Raw genomic sequence first — 19,105 nt, 5'->3', positions numbered from 1 at the left:
ACGGGCGTGCCGCTCAGCCGAGGGTCAGGGCCAACCCCGGCCGGGCGGTCAGCGTGTCACTGGTGACGAACGCCAGGTCGATGACCGGGTCGGTGAACGTGATCGGGATGGGCGAGGTGACCGGGAGACCGTCCGGCAGCGGCAGATCCGGAGTGAGCGTGATCTTGATGCCGAGCAGCCGGCCGACGAACCGGGTGGAGTAGAAGGCCACGTCACCGCGGACGGTCAGCCGGTCGGTCGCGTACCGCTGGGTGCGCCCCTGCGGGCCGTCCGCGACCAGCAGGAAGTCGTCGGTCACCGCCTCGCGCATGCTGAACTTCAGCACCTTGAGGTTGCCCTTCTCGGTCTGCAACTCGGTGGTCCCGTCGAACCGCAGCCCGGTCATGGTCACCTTGGAACCGGTGAGCTTGGACGGCGTCTGCGCCACCCTGGGCAGGCTCGGGTCGGCGGCGATACGCGGCAGGGGCTTGCCCGGCTCCACCGTGGGCGGTGTCGTGGTGCCCGGGCCGCCCGGCCGGGCCGGTGTCGACGACGGGCAGGCGGTTGTCCCGGGGCGGGTCGGCGTGCCGGTCGGCTGCGCCGTGGGTTGCGCGGTGGGTTGCGCGGTGGGGCTCACCGAGGGCGTCGGGGTGTCCCTGTGGCGTCCACCGGTGAGCAGGTCGCCGATCCCGTCCAGGATGTCGGTGATCACGTTGCCGTCCCGCTCCGGGCTCGGGCTGGGCGTCGGCGTCGCGGTCGGCGCGCTGCGGCTGGGCGACGGCGTGGCCGTCCGGGACGGCGTGGGACAGGCGGCCGCGGTGGGCCGGTTCGGTGCGGCCTGCACCGCTCGGGGTTGGGTGGCCAGCCCGATGGCGGCGAGGCCGAGCACCACCAGCGCGATGCCGAAGGCCCGCGGATCGGCCGAACGTCCCGGCCACTCGGGCGGGGCGTCCGCGCCGGTCGCGTCGCCCGCCGGGCGATCCACCCGCTCGTCGACGGCCGACGTCGTGGCCGGCACCACGCCAACCTGCTCGGGGTGGACCTCTTCCGCCTCGACCTGTTCGGCGTCGGCCTGGTCCGCGTCGGCCAGGTCGGCGTCGGCCCGTTCGCAGTCGGCCTGGTCCGCTGCGGCCGGCGACGGTCGGGCCGGCGTCCAGGCGAAGGCGAGCGCGCTGCCGACGATGCCGAGCAACAGACCGATGAAGAAGCCGCCGAGGTTGAGCCCAATCAGCGAGTAGACAGCGGTGACCGCCGCGACGACCGAGTAGAACGGTCGTTGCGCCGGGCTGAGCCAGAGCAACAGGCCGCAGGTCATCAGGATGATCGGGATCAACAGCGAGAGCAGGCCGGTGGCGCCACTGTGGAAGCTCAGGCCGTTGATCGTCATGCGGGTGGAGGCGAACATCTCCACCCCCGCCAGGGCGGTGAGGAGGCCACCCCAGAACGGTCGGCTCCGCTGCCAGCGGCGGAAGGTCCGCCACGCCTGGGCCGTACCGCCGGGCCGGGCGTGGGACGGGTTGGCGGTTGTCACGTACTCCTCCTGGCGCAGCGGGGGCGAAACAGGGACGTGGTCCGCGGTGGTCGGCCACCGCGGGCCACGACTCACCTCAGAAGCACTCCTTGCCCTTGGCGTCGTCGCCCACGTTGACCTTCAGCTTGAGTCCGACGAGGTTGAAGGTGGCCGCCGTGGTGTATCGGGACACCTGCTGGAGGTTGGTGATGCTGACGTGGTCGGAGTTCTGGCCGAACGAACCCTTCTGCGCCGTCGGGTTCAGGTCGGTCGCGTCCCGGCCAATCTTGATGTTGGTGAACGTCGCGTTGCCGTTGAGCGAGTCCATGGCGATCAGCAGGTCCTTGGCCCGCGCGGGCTCCTTGCCCTGACCGGCGTTGATCGTGAGCACCACCGGCATGCCGGGCAGGTCGGCGCGGACGGACTGGCAGAGGTTGTACAGCTCGGCGCTGCTGATCTCGGAGAGGGCGATCGGGTGGACCTTGCCGTCCTTGCCCTTCTCCCGGACGACCCCGCCGTACTGGGTGAAGCCGTCGCCCTCAAGGCGGTCGGCGCCGATCTTGAACGTCTGACCGGACACGGTGATGTCGGACGCGATGGCGCCGGACGACATACCGAACAGGATGGCGCCGGCGGCGGCCGTGGCGGGCACGAGCATCGCGGCGAACCGCCGCCACCGGGTACGACCCTGACTGTCAAACCGATCCTGCACGGGTTCCTCCTCAGGTGGATGCGCGCGGGGTGGCCGGTCCCGATCTGGCGGCCCGCACCGGGCCCGTCATCTGTTACCGGCGGGTAACGACCGAGCTTGATGGTGCACCCGTCGAGGCGCAGCTCACAAGCCCCTGATTACCCGGCGGTAACAGTCGGCCGAGCGAGCGATATCACGGAGTTACCAATCGTCGGATCGTCCGCACCCAAGAACTCCCGAATCAGCAGCAAAGCCGACATAGGCCCGCGATCGAGCAACGCAGAGTGAGCAGGCATCGACGAATTACAATCAGGTAACGAATGTAAAGTAGGCGGGTCAGGGGCGAGCCGTTTGGGTGCCAGGTCTCGTCCGAACAACGGAGCGACCAGGGATCGGGTCGATCCCGAAGGCTGCGCTGATGCCCTAGGGTTTCGGCGTGAATCTGAACGACGTGCGGCGCGACTGGACCAAACTAGGCACCGAAGATCCGCTCTGGGCCGTACTCGTTCAGCCCGGCAAGCGCGGCAGACGGTGGGATGTCGAAGAGTTCCTGGCCACGGGACGCGCCGACGTCGAGGAGACGGTTGACTGGCTGGGTCAGCTCGGCCTGCCCACCCACTGGGGAAAGGTGTTGGACTTCGGGTGCGGTGCCGGGCGGCTGTCACAGGCGCTCGCCCTCCACGCTGACATGGTAGTTGGCGTCGACATCGCTCCATCCATGCTGGAGACGGCCCGTCAACTGGACCGCGGCGCCGGAAACATCCGGTTCGTCCTCAACGACGCGCCGGACCTGAGCCAGTTTCCCGACGGTCACTTCGACTTGGTTTACAGCGCTCTGGTGTTGCAGCACCTGCCCCGCCCGGCGATCGACCGCTACCTGGCCGAATTCCTGCGCGTCCTGCGGCCCGGCGGAATCGCGGTCGTGGGGTTGCCGACCGAGCCGGCGCGTACGGCCAAGGGCATCATCTGGCAGGTCGTGCCATTTCGCCTCATCAGCTGGGCGCAACGCCGGCTGCTCAACTATCCGGCGCCAATGAGCATGACTGCCGTACCGCACACCGAGATGGTGCGGCTGATGGCCGCGCATGGCGGGGGCATCGTCGCACAGCGGCCGGATCTGCCGTACACCGAAGACTGGGTGTGCACCCGGTACGCGGTGCGGCGCGGCTAGCCAGGCCGCGGCACCATCCCGACAGACCCGGGAAATGCCGGGGCCGGCCGACCCTACAGGTCGACCGGCCCAGGCACCGGTAGGCGTGCCGCGTTACGGCTCGCTGCGCTCCGCAGCGTGGCGCCCGCCAGCAGGCACCGTGGATTCCTCGACCGGCTCGGTGGACGCCTGCGAGGGCAGGTCACTGGTCGGTCGATCGTCTGCGTCCACCGGCGCCGGGCCGGGCCCGCGCCGGCTCGCACGGATGACGATGAACAGACCGAGCAGGAGCAGTGCGAGGCCCAGGAGACCGAGCACGATCGGCAGCACGTTCGTCAACAGGTTGATCTGATTACGCGCGTCCTTGGCAGCCTTGGCCTGCTGCTTCTGAGTGTCCTCGGTGAAGGCGAGGTCAGCGTCAATAATCCTGATCTTGTCCGCGCCAGCCCCGTCACGGAGGGTCTGCAGCTGCTTCTCCTGGCCCTTGACGATCACGCCACTGTCGGGTTCCACCCATAGCGTGCGGGTGTTGGCGTAGAAGCGGCCAGCGGTCACCGTGGGCTCCGTCGACCCGAGCAGGTTGCCGGGGACCTGGATCTCGCTGATCTTGATCGGCTCGACCGTCATCTCGAACTTGTAGACGGTCAACCCCTGCAGCTTCTCGGTACTGACGTACTTGGCGGGGTACGCCTTCCGAGCGGTGTTGTCGAAGTACTGGTAGGTCTTCTTCCCGGTGCCAAACGGGAAGGTGTAGGTCAGGCCCTCGTGCTTGAAGGGCGCGCCGTTGATGTCCTCGGCACAGCAGGCGACCGCCTCCGCGGTCCGCCGGTCGAGGGCAACCCGGTCCGTGCTGACCGTGATCTCCTTGCCGGCGTCGTCGATCACCCGAACACCGACGTTGAAGACCGCTCGGTCCGCGTTGCCGTCCTCGACATCGCCCCGCACGGCGCGGTGGGCGGTCAGGTTGGCGCCGCTCCGCTCCGACAGGGTGCTGAAGTCAAGGACAGTCGCGTTCTTGGCCTCCGAAACCGTTACCGAACTCTGGTCAAGGGGCACCTTGACGAGAGCGGGCGCGACGATCAGCGGCGTCGCCACGGCCCCGACGATCAGGAACGCGCCTGCCGCCACCAAGATGGCACCCGACGTGGGTCGCATGTAACTCCTCCCCTTGTAAAGACTCGACTAGTCGGCTGACAGTACATGACGAGGCCGTTTTCGGATATGGTCCGATGCGGCCTCCCGAGGCGCGTCTACCCCGGTGCCACGCAGCCGTCCGGCTGCCCCATCAAATGGGATGTTGAGGAACTGTGAGCCGACCTGTCAGACCGGACCCGATCAGCGGACAGGAGGGCCTGTCCGCGCCAAATACCCGCCGTTCGGATGGTTGGTTGCCCGCATTGGAAGGGCTCCGAGCCGTGGCGGTGCTCGGGGTGGTTGTCCACCACGTCGCCTTTCTCAGCGGGCTGACCAACTCGTTCGCCCGCCTCGGAGGTCTGCTGGCCAGACTGGATGTGGGGGTGGCAGTCTTCTTCGCTCTGTCCGGCTTCCTCCTCTACCGACCATTCGCACTCGCCGCCATTCATGCACAGTCACACCCGCCAGTTCGGAGATACTTCTGGCATCGTGCGTTGCGCATTCTGCCCGGGTATTGGGCAATGGCGGTTGTCGCACTCACCTGGCTCAACATCGATTACCTCAAGTCACTCTGGGACTGGGCAATCCCCCTCCTGTTGACACAGATTTATCAGCCATTGCGACTGCCGGTCGGGATGGAGCAGACCTGGAGCCTGGCCACGGAGGCGACTTTCTACCTGGCACTGCCGCTGATAGCGGTACTCGGCCGCCGGATGGGCGGTCGTACCCCGCTCGGGCGAGCCCGACGCCAACTGGCACTCGGCACCGTACTCGTCCTTGTCGGTCTCACCTGGAATGTTTACGCTCACGGTCCCGACTCGCCACTACCGGGACTCGCGGTGCTCTGGCTGCCCGCCTTTCTGGACTGGTTCGGCATCGGCATCATGCTGGCCGTGCTCGCCTCGTGGCCCTCCAGCACGACCTCGTTCCCGTTCCTCACGGAACTGGGCGGAAGCGGGCCCGGGCGAGGCGACGAGGACCTGTGGTCCGCCACGCCGCGCGGGCTGCGCGTCTTCACGTTCGCCCCCGGGACATCGTGGCTCATCGCCGGCGCGCTGCTCTGGATCGCCAGCACCCCGATCGCCGGCCCTCGCGGGGTCGAACCCGCCAAGCCGATCGAGTCGATCACCGAACACCTGGTGTTCCTGCTCGTCGCCTGGTGCGTGATCGCCCCCCTCGTCGGCCCAGGCTCGGGCGGGGTACCGCGCGCGCTCCTCGGCCAGCCGGTGATCAAGTTCCTCGGTCGGATCTCCTACGGAATCTTCCTGTGGCATCTCCTCGCGCTCGAGGTCTGCTTCCGCCTGCTTGGATTCACCCGGATGAACAGCTCTTTCTGGGTGCTCCTCGTGCTCACCCTGGTCCTCACCATCCCGGTCGCGACCGCCAGCTACTTCCTCATCGAGCGACCGACGCAACGACTTCGGCGGTTCGTGGATAGGCGGGGCTCCGAACGTAGGCCCGGGGTCGTGCCCGGGCAACCGGTCGCGTCGCCCGCGCACGTGCCAGCGCTGCAGGCCACGACGGCGGGCCCAGCCGAACGCCCGGCCCTCCCGGCGCGACTCGTACCTCCCACGGACCCGGCGGAAACGCAGCACCAGCGCGGCAACCGCAACGAGGAGCAGACCGGTCGGGAGCGCGACGAGTAGCTCCCCGACCCGTTCGGAGCCAACCCTCGGCAGCCACCACCGCTCCGACCCGTAGGCCGCGAGACCAAGAGCGGCGGGCATCCAGATCCACCCGGGCCCGGGCGTGCGGCGCCGATGCAGTGCCACGACCACTACGGCGCAGCCCAGACCGACCAGACCCCCGAGCAGCGCCGGCACACCGATGGCGAGCACCGGCGCGGTCGGCATCGAAGCCGGAACCACCGGGTACGACGGTCGGTGCCGGCGCGCGGGAAGCAGGGCGGCAACGACCAGCAGCAGCACCAGCCCTCCGGCGATGCGCAGGATGAGCCCGTACTGCTCGCCGGGCGTGAAGACGAGCTCGACGCGGCCGGCGGCCCCGGCCGGCACAAACCAGGCCTGTTTCCACCCGTCGACGCGGGTCGGCACGAGCCGGACACCGTCGAGGGTGGCCCGCCAGCCGGGGTTCGCGTTTTCCGGGACAACCAGGTAGGCGCCACCACCCGCACCGACCTCGACCGACCGGCGCTGGTCATCCCAGCCGAGGACCGTCAAGCTGCTGCGGGGCGGCTCGGCGCCCGCTCCAGCGACGGCAGGTCGGTCCGATGGCTCGCCCGTCATGATCACGCTGTCGACGACGAACCGGTCCGGCGGGGCGGAAACCTCGTTCGGACCGGCTCGCAGTGGGACCCGGTCGTCGTCCGTTTTCGGCTTGGCCTTGGCCCCCGGCTTCGGGTCGAGGGTGCACGCCCGGTACCGCAGTGGCCGCAGATCCCTCAGGTCCCGCAGGCTGCCCGACGCCGTCGTTGCCACCGTCAATCCGTTGATCACGATCGTCGGCCCCGCACCGCAGGGCAGCGTAACGGTGCGGGCGAGGTCGCGGGACTGGTTGGCCTCGGGCGCGCCCTCCACATCCATACCACTGAGGCCTACGGGGAGTGGCTGCGGCTCGAACAGGGCCGTCGACCGGCTGACCCGCGAGACAGTCGAGGTCACGGCCACGAAGAGGCTGCGGGTCCGCAAGGCCGGGAAACGGGCGACGCCGTCCAGGCCGACCGTCACCTCCCGAATACCGTCGTCGCCGGTGATCCGGACCGTTTTCGGCGGTGCCGCGACGAGGCTCGCCGCAAACCGCAGCCGCACCCAACTCACCTTCCGGGCCTTGGCCCAGTGCAGCTGCACGGACGGCTGCGGGTCGTTCGGATCCGCCCACCACGCTGTGCCATCGTCCCCGTCTCCCAGAGACCTCGACGAGGCGACCGGGTCGGCGAACCACGAACTCGACGTGGTGAAGGTCTGTCCGCCCATCAGCTCGTCGTACACGGCTAGCGCGGTGGCCGGCGTGGCGCGAGCCAGGCCGGTGAGGCGAGGGGTGGAGGCGGCCGGCAGCTCGAAGCGGCGGGCCACCAGCCCGCTCTCCTCGCCCTGGCGAATCAGATCGGGAGCGCAAAGGTAGTGGTCACCGGCGACGGCGCAGGCTGGCCGGTCCCCGGCCGTGCGGGCGAGCGCGATGACCTCCGGGGCGGCGGCAGCATCAGACAGTGCCGGCAGTCGCAGGTAACGCTCGGGACGCACCCCGGGGACACGCAGCTCCCGGATGCCCGCTCGACGGCCCGGAACGTCCGGACCCGCGACACCCCCGATCGTCACGCGGAGCCAGGTGGTGCGGCCCGAGGGCAGCGCCAATCGCAGCGGCGCGCGGCCGGCGCCGACCACCAGGTGCACGTACGACCCGCCGGCGGTGCTGACCTCGACACGCGTCACCGGCGCCCCGACGATCTCGTCGTCGACCACCTGCAGTTCCACCGACCCGGCTTGGATCTTGTCCTTGAACCGGACCTCCACCCACTGGCCCACGGGTTTGCGCGCACCATCGGTCAACCACGACGTACCGCTGTTGCCGTCCACGGCCGCGAACGGCGCGGCGGAGGGGTCGCGCAGCCCGGCCGGCCCGGCGACATCGGCCGCGCTGGAGGAGGCCAGCACGTCGGCCACGCCGGCGTAACCCGCGGAGGTGACCGACGAACTCCATGCGGGGTCGACGATGTCATGGGCCGTACGCGCCAACCGGGGCCGGTCCTCGGGGGTCAACGTTCGCGAGGTGTTGCCACGGACGAGTCCGAAATCGAGCTCGCGGTTGCGGAGGCTGTCGGCTAGCACGGTGCCCGTGCCGGTCCCCGTAGGGGCGTCGCCGTCGAGGATCACCGGCCGGTTGCCGAGGACACCGGCGTCGCTGAGGTCCAACAGCGTCTCCGGCGCGCCGACCAGGTCGAGCGGCTGGGTCGCGTCAGCGAGCGAGGCCCGGGCGGTTGGCCGGTCCACCTGATAGATCTCCACCGCCGGGTACGGCTCGTGCAGCCCGTAGTCCCACGCGCCACCAAGATCCGGCTTCACGCCGCTGCTCGGGCCGAACGCGGCAACCCTGAACAACCCGGGGGCACTGTCCAGTGCCCGGTGCACGAGAACGGGCCAGGCGATGCCTCCGACGGGCTGGCGAAGATCGTTACGAACGAGCAGGTAACGCACGCCGAGCCGAGCGAGCACATCCGCCAGCCCTGGCGATGCGGTGCCCGAGGCGAGCCGCTGGTCGATCGCGGAGAGCAGCCGAGCGTTTCCCGCTGATCCCGTGGGCACCAGTGACCGCACCGCCCACGGCGAATCCATCAACGGTTGGACCGGCTCGTCCAACGAGCGCCCCCAACCGTACTCAGCGAAGTTGGACCCGGGCACCAGCAGCGTCGTGCCCGGTCCGGCGTGCCGGTCGAGCCATCCGGTTGCCTGCCGCCAGTGCTCGGGCACCGCCCAGAAGCCACCGCCCGCCGGGAGCCCTGCACTCCCCGCACCGGTGGTGACCGCAAGGAGTGCGACGGCGGTGATGCCCAGCGCCACCCGCCGCGGTGCCATGTTGGTGGGCCGCGTGAACCGGCGGATGACGGCGATCCGGCCGACGGTGTCCAGCATGTGCGCGGTAGCCAGGGCCAGTGGCAGGCGAAGCACGACATCGAACTTGTGCAGGTTGCGGAGCGCGGCGAGCGGGCCGTCGAGGGCCTCTCGCACCGTGGACGCGAAGGCCGCCCCCCCGTCCGACAGGTTGCCCGCGGTCAGGGTCAACAACCCGACCAGGGCCCCGATGAGCAGGAACCGCCGCTCCGGCAGATCCCGACGGGCGAGGCCGGCAAGACCGATGCAGGCGATCAGACCGGTGAGCAGAACCATCCAGGGCACCGTGACCAGCGCCCATCCCGAGCGCCACCAGGGCACTCCGTCGACGGCCAAGTAACCCACCCAGTGGGTGGCGCCACGGACAGCCGACGGGAGTGACGTCACGCTCGTCGTTACCGCCGCGCTCTCGGTGTACGGCAGGAACGGGAACCCGTACCGCTGCAGGAGCACCAGCGGCACCAGCCACCAGAAGGTGGCCGCGACCAGGGCGACCGACCACCAGGCCAGCAGGCGGATCCGCCGCCAGCCCGGGGCACGTGTCACCACGAAGAGGAAAGCTGGCAGTACGGCGCATGCGGCGGCGGCCCCGTTCGCTCCGCCCATACAGACGACCGCCAGTCCACTGAGCGCGGCTGCCCGCCGCAGCGAACCGCCCGCGGCTCCCTTGACCAACGGAAGCAGCACCCACGGGGCGACGCAGTACGGCAGCAACTCCAGCGAGACTGTGCCAACCAGGGACAGTGCCCGGGGCGAGAGAGCGAACACCGCGCCCGCCACCAGGCGGGACGCCGGACCACCCAGGTCGAGGGCGCGGGCCAGGCGCACGACACCGGTGAGGGCCACGCAGAGCAGGGCTGCCATCCAGAGGCGCTGGACGAGCCACGCAGGGAAGCCGATCGCGTCGCCGAGGAGGAAGAACGGCCCCATCGGAAAGAAGTAGCCGGCCGCCTGGTTCTGGAGCGTGCCGAACTGCCAGTCCGCAGTCCAGAGGTGAGTCGCCCGGGCGAGGAAGCCGCCCGGGTCCAAGGCCATGTCCAGCTTCGTGTCGGGCACGATGAGCCCGGGCTCCTGGGTGACGCAGAGACCGATCAGCGCAAGGCAGACCAGCAGTTCACGCAGGCGCCAGACCGCTAGGGACACCGTGGCGGACGGTATCCCGGGGGCGCGACGAGCGGTCGACCAAGCGGTCAGCACTGCCGTACCGGAACTCCGGTGAGCAGTTCGTCCGGCCCGACGTCCCGCTCGCTGATGTCGTCATCTCCGATGCCCGCCCCGACCAGCACCCGCCGAACCGCCGCAGGGTCTGCTCCCGGCACCAGGATCCAAAGACCGCGCTCGTGGATCGCGACGTGTCGCGTCTGCGGAAGGAGGGGGGCCACCCGGGCGAGGAGCTTCTCCGGCTGATCCGTCCGGACCACGAGACAGGCGTTCCCCGCCGTCCACGGCACCGCGCGCGGCGCTAGGAGATCCCCGAGGACTGCGCGAACACGCTGGCCGGTGTCGGCCCAGCGGAACGCGCTGCTCCACTGTCGACACTCGGACGCCATCCGGTCGGCCTCCGCCGGCGCCGCGAGGCAGTTCAGCGCCTGGTCGAGACCGACGGCCAGATTGCTCGCGGGATCCTCACCCTCGCTCACCAGCCACCCGGTCCGGCCCGATCGCACGGCGTCGCGAAGCCCGTCCACGTCGAAGGCGACCGTGGGCAGCCCGGCTGCGGCAGCCTCCACCACCACGAGACCCCAGCCCTCCCCCCACGAGCCGGCCACGTGCAACCACGCGGCGCCGAGCAGCGCGTCCCGCTCGTCGGAGGGCAGGTGACCATGGACCGTGACCAGGTCGGCCAGCCCTCGCTCGTCGACCTGCCGGCGGATCGTCGCCACGTCCGGCCCACCACCGACAATGTCCAGGCGCAGGTCGGGCCGTTGCGTCCGCATCTGGTCGACGGCGTCGAGCACCAGATCCACCCGCTTGTGCCGGGTCACCCGGCCGACGCAGACGAGACGGGGTCGCGCGTCGCGAGCCCCACCTCCGGGGCCGACGGCTGGCGGGGACGACGCGTCAGCGCCGTTGGGCACCACGACCACCGGGCCGGCCCAGCGGAGCCGGTCCCGCACGGCCACGGCCGTGGAGGGTGAGACCGCGAGCGTAACCCCACGGCGGTAGACGCGGCGGGCGACGGGACCCTCGAGCCACGCCCCGAAGCGACCGATGATCGGGCCGAAGTACAGCCGGAACTGGCGGTCGTGCACATGGTGGATCACGCAGATCACCGGCACATCTGCCGGGAGGACCGCTGGGCTGAAGAACGGGATGCCGTTCTGACAGTCCACGACCGCGTCGAACTGGCGCCGGCGCCGCACCAACCAGCCCAGCACCCGAGGGTAGATGCTCCACCTGCCGCCGACCCGGATGATCTGGATTCCGTCCCGGATCTCGTCGGCGCGCTGGCCGTCCGGACGCGCCGTGACGAAGGTGACCTTCGCTCCGGCGGTCACCAGGTCGCAGGCGACCTGCCAGGCGTAGACCTCGGCACCCCCGGCGTCCGGATGCCAGGGGTCCTTCCAGTTGAGCACCGCGATCCGCCGGCCCACGACCACGGTGTCAGTGACGGGTGCCGCAGCGGTCCGGGCGGATCCGACACTCACGGCCGCAATCCAACGGCGGCGGCGCCACCGGTCACGTCGGGGCTGACCGGAAGAGCAACTGCCGGAATCGGCACCACGGGGGCGACATCTGCGCTGCGGAGCCGCCACCGGATCTTCGCGACGTCCACGAAACTCTGCCAGCCGTGACGGACCGGAGAGAAGCGTGAGCCGGGCACGTCCACCCAGTTGACCGGGATCTCCACCAGCCGGGCTCCGGCCCGCTCGGCGCGCCCCAGCACCTCCACGTCGAACGCGAACCCGCCGCATCGCAGTGGCGCGAACGCCCGTCGTGCGACGTCGCCGCGGAAGAACTTGAATCCGCACTGCGTCTCACCCACGCCGCGCACCACCTGCCGGACCGCGCCCCGGAACGCCACCGCGCCCCATCGCCGGAGCAGGCTGTGCCGCTCCTCGACCACCGAATCGGGATGTGCGCGCGAACCGACCACCGCGTCGGCGCCCTCAACCAGGTGACCGAGCACCTGTCCGAAGTTGTCCGGCGCGGTGGCCAGGTCCGCGTCGCAGAAACCGACGTAGCGCGAGTCGCTCGCCAGCACCCCGGTACGCACCGCGAAGCCCTTGCCGGGCTCGCCGCACCAGAGCAGCCGGACGGGGACCGGGCCGGCCGGTGCACCCGTCACCACCTCGCCGGTCCCATCGGTGCTGGCGTTGTCCACCACGGTGACCCGACAGGGCACACCGAGGTCGGCCAGCGCCGCCCGGAGCAGGATCAGGGTGCGGGGCAGCCGAAGCGCCTCGTTGAAGGCGGGTACCACGACATCGAGTACGACCGCATCTGACGACACGTCAGGAGGAAGGACCTCCATGAAGGGCCGTCAACGCTCGCCGTACACGATGATGGGCTGCTCCACGTTGGCAGGCTTGGTGTCGCTGTTGACGATGGTGGACGCCCCGATCGAGACGGCCAGGATTCCCAGCACGGCACCCACCGCCGCGGCGACGACCGCGGTCAGGAGGGGATTGAAGGATGCCTTCATTGACGATCCCTTCGACAAAAGTGACCGCACAGTAACATGCGTCGCTGCCGTGTCGCGGGGTGCAAAAGGTTGATCAGCAGGGTGGCCCCGAGTACCGAATACCCCAGCGCAGGACCTATGCCGATACGTCCGGCTGAGCCCGAAGAATCGTTACCAGCCAGGCGCAACAGTGTGAACACCGCATCCCGCCGGACCAGCTCAGCGTCCGCGAAACGGCCCTCCACCTGGGCAGCGTCAGGTTGATCGGTCTGGATGAGCACGTACCGCACACCGAGCCGACGCAGGGCTGTTCCCGGATCACCGGGCGCCGCCAGCGCCGCCGCCACCCGGTTGGCCTCGCGACTCTCCCCGCGGATCCGGTCCCGGCCGACCAACACGTCCTGGTCGCCAACCACCGGTCGACGGAACGCCCGGGACGCCGGATCGAGCACGGGCACGTTGCCCGCCCACGGGTAGGCCCGGAAGGACGACCAGGGCAGGGAGATCAGGCTGCCTCCGGCCGAATCCCCGTTCACCACCGCACGCACCGCCGACCACTCGGCGGGGTACCGCACCGTGTCGAGCTGACCGGTGAGACCCCACGCCAGCCCCGGCAGAAGCAGGACCGGAGCGACCATCACCAACGGGGCCAACGCTCGGGCACCCGCCGTCGCGAGCGACTCCACCAGCATTCCGAGACCCACCGCTTGCACCAACGCCAGCGGAGCGAGAAGCCGGGTGCCGTCCCGGACCGCGCCGGCCAGTGGAACGTGCTCGACCAGCGAGACCATCCACTGCGCACCCACCGACCAGGCCGGGATTACGGCGATCACGGTGCCCAGGACTGCGCCAACGAGCAGACCCCACCATGCCGCCGACGGCCAACGGCGACGGGTCAGCACGTACCCCCAGAGCGCCGCCGCGGTGAGCACCAGCGCGAGCAGGGCGACCGGCCACTGGTCACGTCCTACCGGAACAGCATGCCGGCTCCAGATGCCACCGAGCGTGGCGACACTACCGAGCACGCCGAGTGGGGTGTCCGCACGGACGGCGAAGGCGGCGACGCCCCGTTCGTCGAGATCGACGGCCCCAGGACGGCTGATGAGCGCCAACCACCACGGAGCGGTGAGGCCGGTCAGCGTCACCCCACCCGCGACCACCGCCCGCCAGCGCCGGGCCAGGGCCAACGCCGGACCGCAGGCGAGCACCGCGGCCAACACCATCGCCGGGCCGCCCAGCACCACCGAAAGCCCACCGGCGACGGCGGAGCGCCGACCCGGGCCAGCGCCGTCGTCCGGAGGGCGCAGCATTCCGAGCACCCAGGCGTACGCCCACGGCAACGCGGCGTACCCGGCAATGATCGCCCACTGCCCAAGGTGCAGCCGCCCGTACATCCAGGGGTTCCAGGAGTATGCGAGTCCGGCCGCGATCCGCGCCATCGGGTGGCTGACGGGAGCCAGCCGTGCGGCACCCACCGCAGCCAACGCGAGGCAGCCAGCCAGTAGCGCCTTCTCCGCGACGTCGCCGGGGATCAGCTGGGACAGGCCGACCGCGAGCAGTTCGCTGGGCACCGCACGGGGCAACTCGGAGCCGCTGCCCCAGACCATCGCGCCGAACGGCGGGTCTGGCACGAACACCAGGTCGTAACGGAGGACGTAGCCACGACGGAGCACCGGTCCCAGGATCGCGAGGACCACGCCGAGGGCGAGCACCGACTCAGGCCACCAACGACGGAGTACAACGGCAGCCCGCAGCAGCGCCGGACCGAACTCCGGTATCGGTCGGCGCACACGGACCCCCACAAACCTGGACGTGAAGCGGGCCCGACGTCGCGCCCGGGGCTCCGGACAGCACTCTAGGCACAGGGAGAGGACGGGCGGTAGCTTGCCTGACGACGCCGATGAGCGACCTGCGGCGACGACGCGAGGCTCGGGGCGACAGCCGTGCTCCGGCGGAACCGACATGAGGCGCGATGACAGAGACGACGGCCGGATCCGGCGTGGGCCGCCTGGGAGCGGCAGGCGCCGCGGTGGCGGGCGCCGCGATGATGACGAACGGCCTGGCCTACCTGCTGCCGATGCTCGGCGCCCGGCACCTGGCGGTCGAGGAGTTGAGCGTGCTCGCCACGGTGCTGGCTCTCGTCGCGATCGCCAGCGTCGCGGGCGTGGGCCTGCAGATGGCGGTCGCCGTGCACCGCGCCCGCCATCCCGGCGCACCGACCAACCTGGTCACCCTCATCACCACGGCCTCCGCCGGTGGCGCCGTCATCGTGGCCGCGCCGCTGATGATGACCGCTCTCCGACTGCCCCTGACGGTCGTGGCCCTGGTCGCCGCCACGACCGTCGCGGTCGTCCTGGCCGGCCGTTGGCTCGGCGAGTTGCAGGGCGAGCAACGCTTTCTCCGCCTCGCGTGGGCAATGGGGATGGTCGCAGTCGGGCGTTACGCCGGCATGATCATCGCGCTCCTCCTCGGCGCCGATGTCGTCGACACCCTCGTGGCCGGCATGGTGACGTCGTACCTCGTGCTGCCCGGGCTGGCTTGGATCGCCCGACCGGGATCCACCGGCGGGGCGACCATCGTCGGGGCCGCCGTACGGCTCCGACAGGTGACGAGCGCCGGCACGGCAGCGCTGGCGATGCTCGCGGTGTCGTACGCCGACCTGATCTTCGCCCGACAGCTGTTGTCACCCGCGGACTCCGGCGCGTACGCCGTCGGAACGGTGCTCACCAAGGGTGCGCTCTGGGCACCCCAGGTGATCGTGGTGCTGGCCCTGCCCCGCCTGGCCGTCGGGGAAGGCCGGGTCCGCACCGTCCTGCTGGCGATCGTCGGGGCCTGCGGTGCTCTGCTCGTCGCCGCCTCGGCTCTGGCCGGCGGCTTCGCGTTCCGGCTGGTGGGCGGCGAGGACTACGCGTCGCTGGGCGAGTACGCCCCGTTCTTCGCCGCCACGGGCGCGCTCTACGCGCTGGTCTTCGCGGTCGTCAACGCGAAGATCGCGGCGGGTGCGCGGTGGCCCTCCGCGCCGCTCTGGGTGGCCGCAGGTGTCCTGGGCGTCCTGACGATGTTCATCGCGCCGCGCACCTTCCAGGGAATCATGTGGTGCGCTCTCGCCACCGCTGCGTCGACGGCGCTGGTGATGGTCCTCAGCCTGCCGCCAGCCACTGGCCGAGCAGCTGGTGGTCGATGGCGTCGACCCGGCCGAGCGTACGACCGGAGGCCACCCGCTCCCGTAGCTCCGCCCGGGTGAACCAGCGCGCCGCCAGCAGTTCGTCGCCGTCGACGCGTACCTCCTCGGAGGTGGCGGTGGCTCGGAAGCCGACCATCAGGCCGGCGGGGAACGGCCACGCCTGCGACCCCTGGTACGTCACGTCGGTCACGGTGATCCCCGCTTCCTCGGCCATCTCCCGCCGTACCGCGTCCTCCAGGCTCTCGCCCACCTCGACGAACCCGGCGAGCGTGGACCACCCGTCCTCGGACGCGCCGGCGTGCCGGGCCAGCAGGCAGCGCCCGGGCGGCCCGGGCGCCTCGACGAGCACGATGATCGCCGGTTCGATCCGGGGGAACAGCAACCGCCCGCACTCCCCGCCGGTGCAGGTCCGGACGTGCCCGCCACCGCCGGCGACGGCCGGGGCACCGCACGTGCCGCAGTACCGCTGCTGCCGGTGCCAGTGCAGCAACCCTCGCGCGTACGCCTGGACGGCCGCGACGCCGGCGTCGAGCCGCCCGACCAGAGCCCGTACGTCGACGGCCCGCGCCGCGGCGGCCATCTCGACGGCGGACTGCTCGGTGAGCCCGGAGAGGTCCACGGCGAACACGGCGGCGCCATCCCGGTCGAGCCCCAGGAAGACGGTCTCACCGGCGGCGGACCGGACGAGAGCCGCCCGGTCAGCGGTCAGCCGGACCGGGCCGTCCCCGTCGACGAGACAGCGGTCCCGCCAGAGCGGCAGCACCACGCTGGTCGGGTCGGTGACCAGCTCGCCCAACCGGGTCGGATCGGTGCGCAGCGCGCCAGCCCGGTCCAGCCACCCGCCGCCGTACGCCAACACGCGCTCCGCAGTGTCCACGGGGCCACCGTGCCACGTCCGCGACCCGGCCCTTCCACCGCCCCGAGCCGTTTCGCGACACGCCGGAACGACACGCGGTACCCGCGCGGGTGGGCGCAGCCCGCGAGGACGGCCGGGCATTCGTTACCGTAGGTGTCCTCCGGGAGGGGGGACCTCCCGCAGCACCTGGCGATCGAGGTTGCAGTGACGCTGTACGGCGAAAAGAGTCCACCCGCCGACGACCGGCCCACCGTGCAGGTCACCGCGGTCACCTGGCCCGATGACGGGCCGGAACCGGGCACGGCGCCCACGGGCGCTCCGGAGGGCGGCCGGCGCCGCCCGCGCCGGATGCGGATGCTGCTCGCCGCCGGCGTCACCGGCGGGGTGCTCGCCGCCGTGGCGGGTGCCGGCGCCTGGGCGTACGCCGGTGACGTACCCCGGGGGACGAACGTGCTCGGCACTGAGCTGGGCGGCCGGAGTCGCACTGACGCGCACCGGGAGCTGCGGGCGGAACTGGACCGGCGGGCGGCGGCCCTCGCCGCGCCGCTGCGGGTCACCGTCGGGCAGCGCACCGCCGAGATCAACCCGGCCGAGGTGGGCCTGGGTGTCGACGTTCCGGCCACCGTGGCGGCAGCGGCCGAGGCCGACGCGCACCCGGTCAGCCGACTGGTCGGCTCCCGGACCGTCGACCCGGTGGTCACCGTCGACGTGGACCGGCTGGACGCCGCGCTCCGCAAGGCGCTCGGCGACGAGGCACGTGGCATGACCATGCCGGCGATCACCTACCAGGGCACCACACCGAAGGTGGTCCAGCCCAAGCCGGGGCTGGCGCTCGACCCGCAGCGCTCCGCGGACGCGGTCCGCGCCGGTTGGCTGGCCGGTGCCCCGGTCACCGTGCCCCTGGTGGAGAGCCACCCGGCGACCAGCGCGGAGGAGTTGGACCGGCTGGTCGCCGAGCTGGCAAAGCCGGCGGTCGCCGCACCGGTCACCCTGCGCACCGACAAGGGCTCGCTGAAGATCCCGCCCGCCGCCATCGCGAAGAGCCTGCGGTTCACCGCCGACAAGACCGGCCTGCTGACCCCGACGGTGGACGTCAAGAGACTGCGCACGGCGCTCGGCGACGACCTGGCCGCCATCGAGGTGCCCCCGAAGGACGCGACGATGACCATCGCCGGTGGCCGTCCCACGGTCACCGACGGGAGGGCCGGGCAGCAGCTGGACACCGCAACCCTCGGCCGTGACATGCTGGCCGTGCTGCCGAAGTCGGACGGCCGCGAGGTGACCGGCGAGCTGAAGCCGACGCCGCCCGAGCTGACCGCGGAGAAGCTCGCCGGTCTGGGCATCAAGGAACGCGTCTCCACCTTCACGACCCGGTTCACCGGGGGCATGGCCTCGTCACGCAGCCAGAACATCGCCACGATCGCCAGGGAGGTGGACGGCACGGTCGTCCTGCCCGGAAAGACGTTCTCGCTGAACGGCCACACCGGTGAGCGCGGCTACGCCCAGGGCTACCGCGACGCGCCGGTCATCCTGGACGGCAAACTGGTGCCGGGCGTCGGCGGCGGCACCTCGCAGTTCACCACCACGCTGTTCAACGCCACCTACTACGCGGGGCTCGAGGACGTCGAGCACAAGCCGCACTCCTACTGGTTCGACCGGTACCCGGCGGTCATCGAGTCGACCATCTTCTGGCCGGACCTGGACTTCAAGTTCCGCAACAACACCCAGTACGGCCTGCTCATCGACACCTCGTACACGTCGAGCACGATCACGGTGTCGATCTGGAGCACGAAGATCTACGACAGCGTCAAGACGGAGTACGGGCCACGCCGCAACATCACCACGCCGAAGCTGATCCACCTCGAACCCGGCCCGTCCTGCATCCCGAGCAACGGCATCAACGGCTTCACCCAGGACGCCTTCCGGGTCATCAAGAAGGACGGTGCGGTGGTCAAGCGGGAGAAGTTCAGCTGGCGCTACGACGCGGAGCCCCGCTACGTCTGCGGCCCGAAGCCGTCCTGATCCCTGGCTCAGCGCAGGCGCGGTAGATGACCGGGCACGTCTCGCCAGTACCGGCCCTGAACTGGTGGCCTGCGCGCCGGCTGTGAGATTGCTACCAGCGCGGAGTGGCCGGTGGGGGAGTTCGGTCCGCCGTCCTCCCGCGGCGAGGCCGGCGCATTGGGCGACGGTCTGGGCTGCGCTCTCGCTATCGGTTACGTCGCTGGCGCCGCACGCTTCAAGAAGGCTGATACCTCAGAGGCATAAATATGACTCTGAGGTATCACGCTCATTGGTGTGCCGTCCCCGGCCGTTCTCCTGGCGGCACCATCGGTCGTCGCGGGTCGCCGGATGTTGCGGGACGCCGGCGTCCCTGGATACGGAAATGCGTCAGGGCCACCCCCAAATGGGGA

The 19,105-nt window shown here is 70.7% G+C and carries 12 protein-coding genes and 1 pseudogene; 4 read left to right on the top strand and 9 right to left on the bottom strand.

Annotated features, from left to right (window positions below; genetic code table 11):
* Nucleotides 1-13: 13 nt before the first annotated feature.
* Entirely contained in the window at nucleotides 14-1,510 is a 1,497-nt protein-coding gene (locus tag ACTWLT_RS00065; protein WP_445316625.1) for a DUF6114 domain-containing protein, read from the bottom strand.
* A 76-nt stretch (nucleotides 1,511-1,586) separates the two neighbouring features.
* Nucleotides 1,587-2,201: a DUF6230 family protein gene (locus tag ACTWLT_RS00060; protein WP_252417457.1), complete on the bottom strand. Its 615-nt coding sequence runs from the start codon at nucleotides 2,199-2,201 to the stop codon at nucleotides 1,587-1,589.
* 415 nt (nucleotides 2,202-2,616) lie between these two features.
* On the opposite strand from ACTWLT_RS00060, the gene ACTWLT_RS00055 reads away from it, so the two are divergent.
* A complete protein-coding gene (locus ACTWLT_RS00055; RefSeq protein ID WP_445316624.1) occupies nucleotides 2,617-3,351 on the top strand; it encodes a class I SAM-dependent methyltransferase in 735 nt (244 codons plus the stop codon).
* A 93-nt stretch (nucleotides 3,352-3,444) separates the two neighbouring features.
* Here ACTWLT_RS00055 and pgfA read toward each other — a convergent pair whose 3' ends face one another.
* Nucleotides 3,445-4,485 carry a cell envelope lipid trafficking protein PgfA gene (gene pgfA / locus ACTWLT_RS00050; RefSeq protein ID WP_445316623.1) on the bottom strand — a complete coding sequence of 347 codons (1,041 nt, stop codon included), beginning with the start codon at nucleotides 4,483-4,485 and terminating at the stop codon, nucleotides 3,445-3,447.
* 152 nt (nucleotides 4,486-4,637) lie between these two features.
* On the opposite strand from pgfA, the gene ACTWLT_RS00045 reads away from it, so the two are divergent.
* Nucleotides 4,638-6,110: an acyltransferase family protein gene (locus ACTWLT_RS00045; RefSeq protein ID WP_445317028.1), complete on the top strand. Its 1,473-nt coding sequence runs from the start codon at nucleotides 4,638-4,640 to the stop codon at nucleotides 6,108-6,110.
* 885 nt (nucleotides 6,111-6,995) lie between these two features.
* On the opposite strand, the pseudogene ACTWLT_RS00040 reads toward ACTWLT_RS00045, so the two are convergent.
* The 5 genes and pseudogenes from ACTWLT_RS00040 to ACTWLT_RS00020 form a co-directional block, all read right to left on the bottom strand.
* Nucleotides 6,996-10,172: pseudogene (locus ACTWLT_RS00040) on the bottom strand (alpha-(1->3)-arabinofuranosyltransferase); the annotation flags it as partial.
* A gap of 47 nt (nucleotides 10,173-10,219) precedes the next feature.
* On the bottom strand, nucleotides 10,220-11,677 hold the full coding sequence (locus ACTWLT_RS00035) for a glycosyltransferase family 4 protein (RefSeq protein ID WP_445316622.1): 1,458 nt from the start codon (nucleotides 11,675-11,677) through the stop codon (nucleotides 10,220-10,222).
* Nucleotides 11,674-12,483: a glycosyltransferase gene (locus ACTWLT_RS00030; RefSeq protein WP_445316621.1), complete on the bottom strand. Its 810-nt coding sequence runs from the start codon at nucleotides 12,481-12,483 to the stop codon at nucleotides 11,674-11,676. Before ACTWLT_RS00030 ends, ACTWLT_RS00035 begins: the two co-directional genes overlap by 4 nt.
* A 30-nt stretch (nucleotides 12,484-12,513) precedes the next feature.
* Nucleotides 12,514-12,675, bottom strand: a complete 162-nt coding sequence (locus tag ACTWLT_RS00025) for a hypothetical protein (protein ID WP_445316620.1) — start codon at nucleotides 12,673-12,675, stop codon at nucleotides 12,514-12,516.
* Nucleotides 12,672-14,366 (bottom strand): MmpA family trehalose lipid delivery protein, encoded by a 1,695-nt coding sequence (locus tag ACTWLT_RS00020; RefSeq protein WP_445316619.1) that lies wholly within the window; start codon nucleotides 14,364-14,366, stop codon nucleotides 12,672-12,674. The genes ACTWLT_RS00025 and ACTWLT_RS00020 overlap by 4 nt, the downstream gene beginning before the upstream one ends.
* A gap of 260 nt (nucleotides 14,367-14,626) precedes the next feature.
* Between ACTWLT_RS00020 and ACTWLT_RS00015 the strand changes: the two genes are divergently transcribed.
* Nucleotides 14,627-15,898 carry an MATE family efflux transporter gene (locus ACTWLT_RS00015; RefSeq protein ID WP_445316618.1) on the top strand — a complete coding sequence of 424 codons (1,272 nt, stop codon included), beginning with the start codon at nucleotides 14,627-14,629 and terminating at the stop codon, nucleotides 15,896-15,898.
* On the opposite strand, the gene nudC is transcribed toward ACTWLT_RS00015, so the two are convergent.
* On the bottom strand, nucleotides 15,795-16,715 hold the full coding sequence (nudC, locus tag ACTWLT_RS00010; RefSeq protein WP_445316617.1) for an NAD(+) diphosphatase: 921 nt from the start codon (nucleotides 16,713-16,715) through the stop codon (nucleotides 15,795-15,797). The two genes, ACTWLT_RS00015 and nudC, sit on opposite strands and share 104 nt — an antisense overlap.
* Nucleotides 16,716-16,898: 183 nt before the next feature.
* Here nudC and ACTWLT_RS00005 point away from each other — a divergent pair, with 183 nt between their 5' ends.
* Nucleotides 16,899-18,716, top strand: a complete 1,818-nt coding sequence (locus tag ACTWLT_RS00005; protein ID WP_445316616.1) for a VanW family protein — start codon at nucleotides 16,899-16,901, stop codon at nucleotides 18,714-18,716.
* Nucleotides 18,717-19,105: the final 389 nt, after the last annotated feature.

This window comes from Micromonospora yongxingensis (assembly GCF_052601155.1).
Note: the sequence above shows the minus strand (reverse complement) of the source record. Positions and strands in the feature narration are given on the sequence as shown.

Bases quoted from the DNA above. Each gene is read 5' to 3' on its own strand.
- pgfA (WP_445316623.1), bottom strand. From the start codon at position 4,485: ATGCGACCCACGTCGGGTGCCATCTTGGTGGCGGCAGGCGCGTTCCTG.
- ACTWLT_RS00025 (WP_445316620.1), bottom strand. From the start codon at position 12,675: ATGAAGGCATCCTTCAATCCCCTCCTGACCGCGGTCGTCGCCGCGGCG.
- ACTWLT_RS00015 (WP_445316618.1), top strand. From the start codon at position 14,627: ATGACAGAGACGACGGCCGGATCCGGCGTGGGCCGCCTGGGAGCGGCA.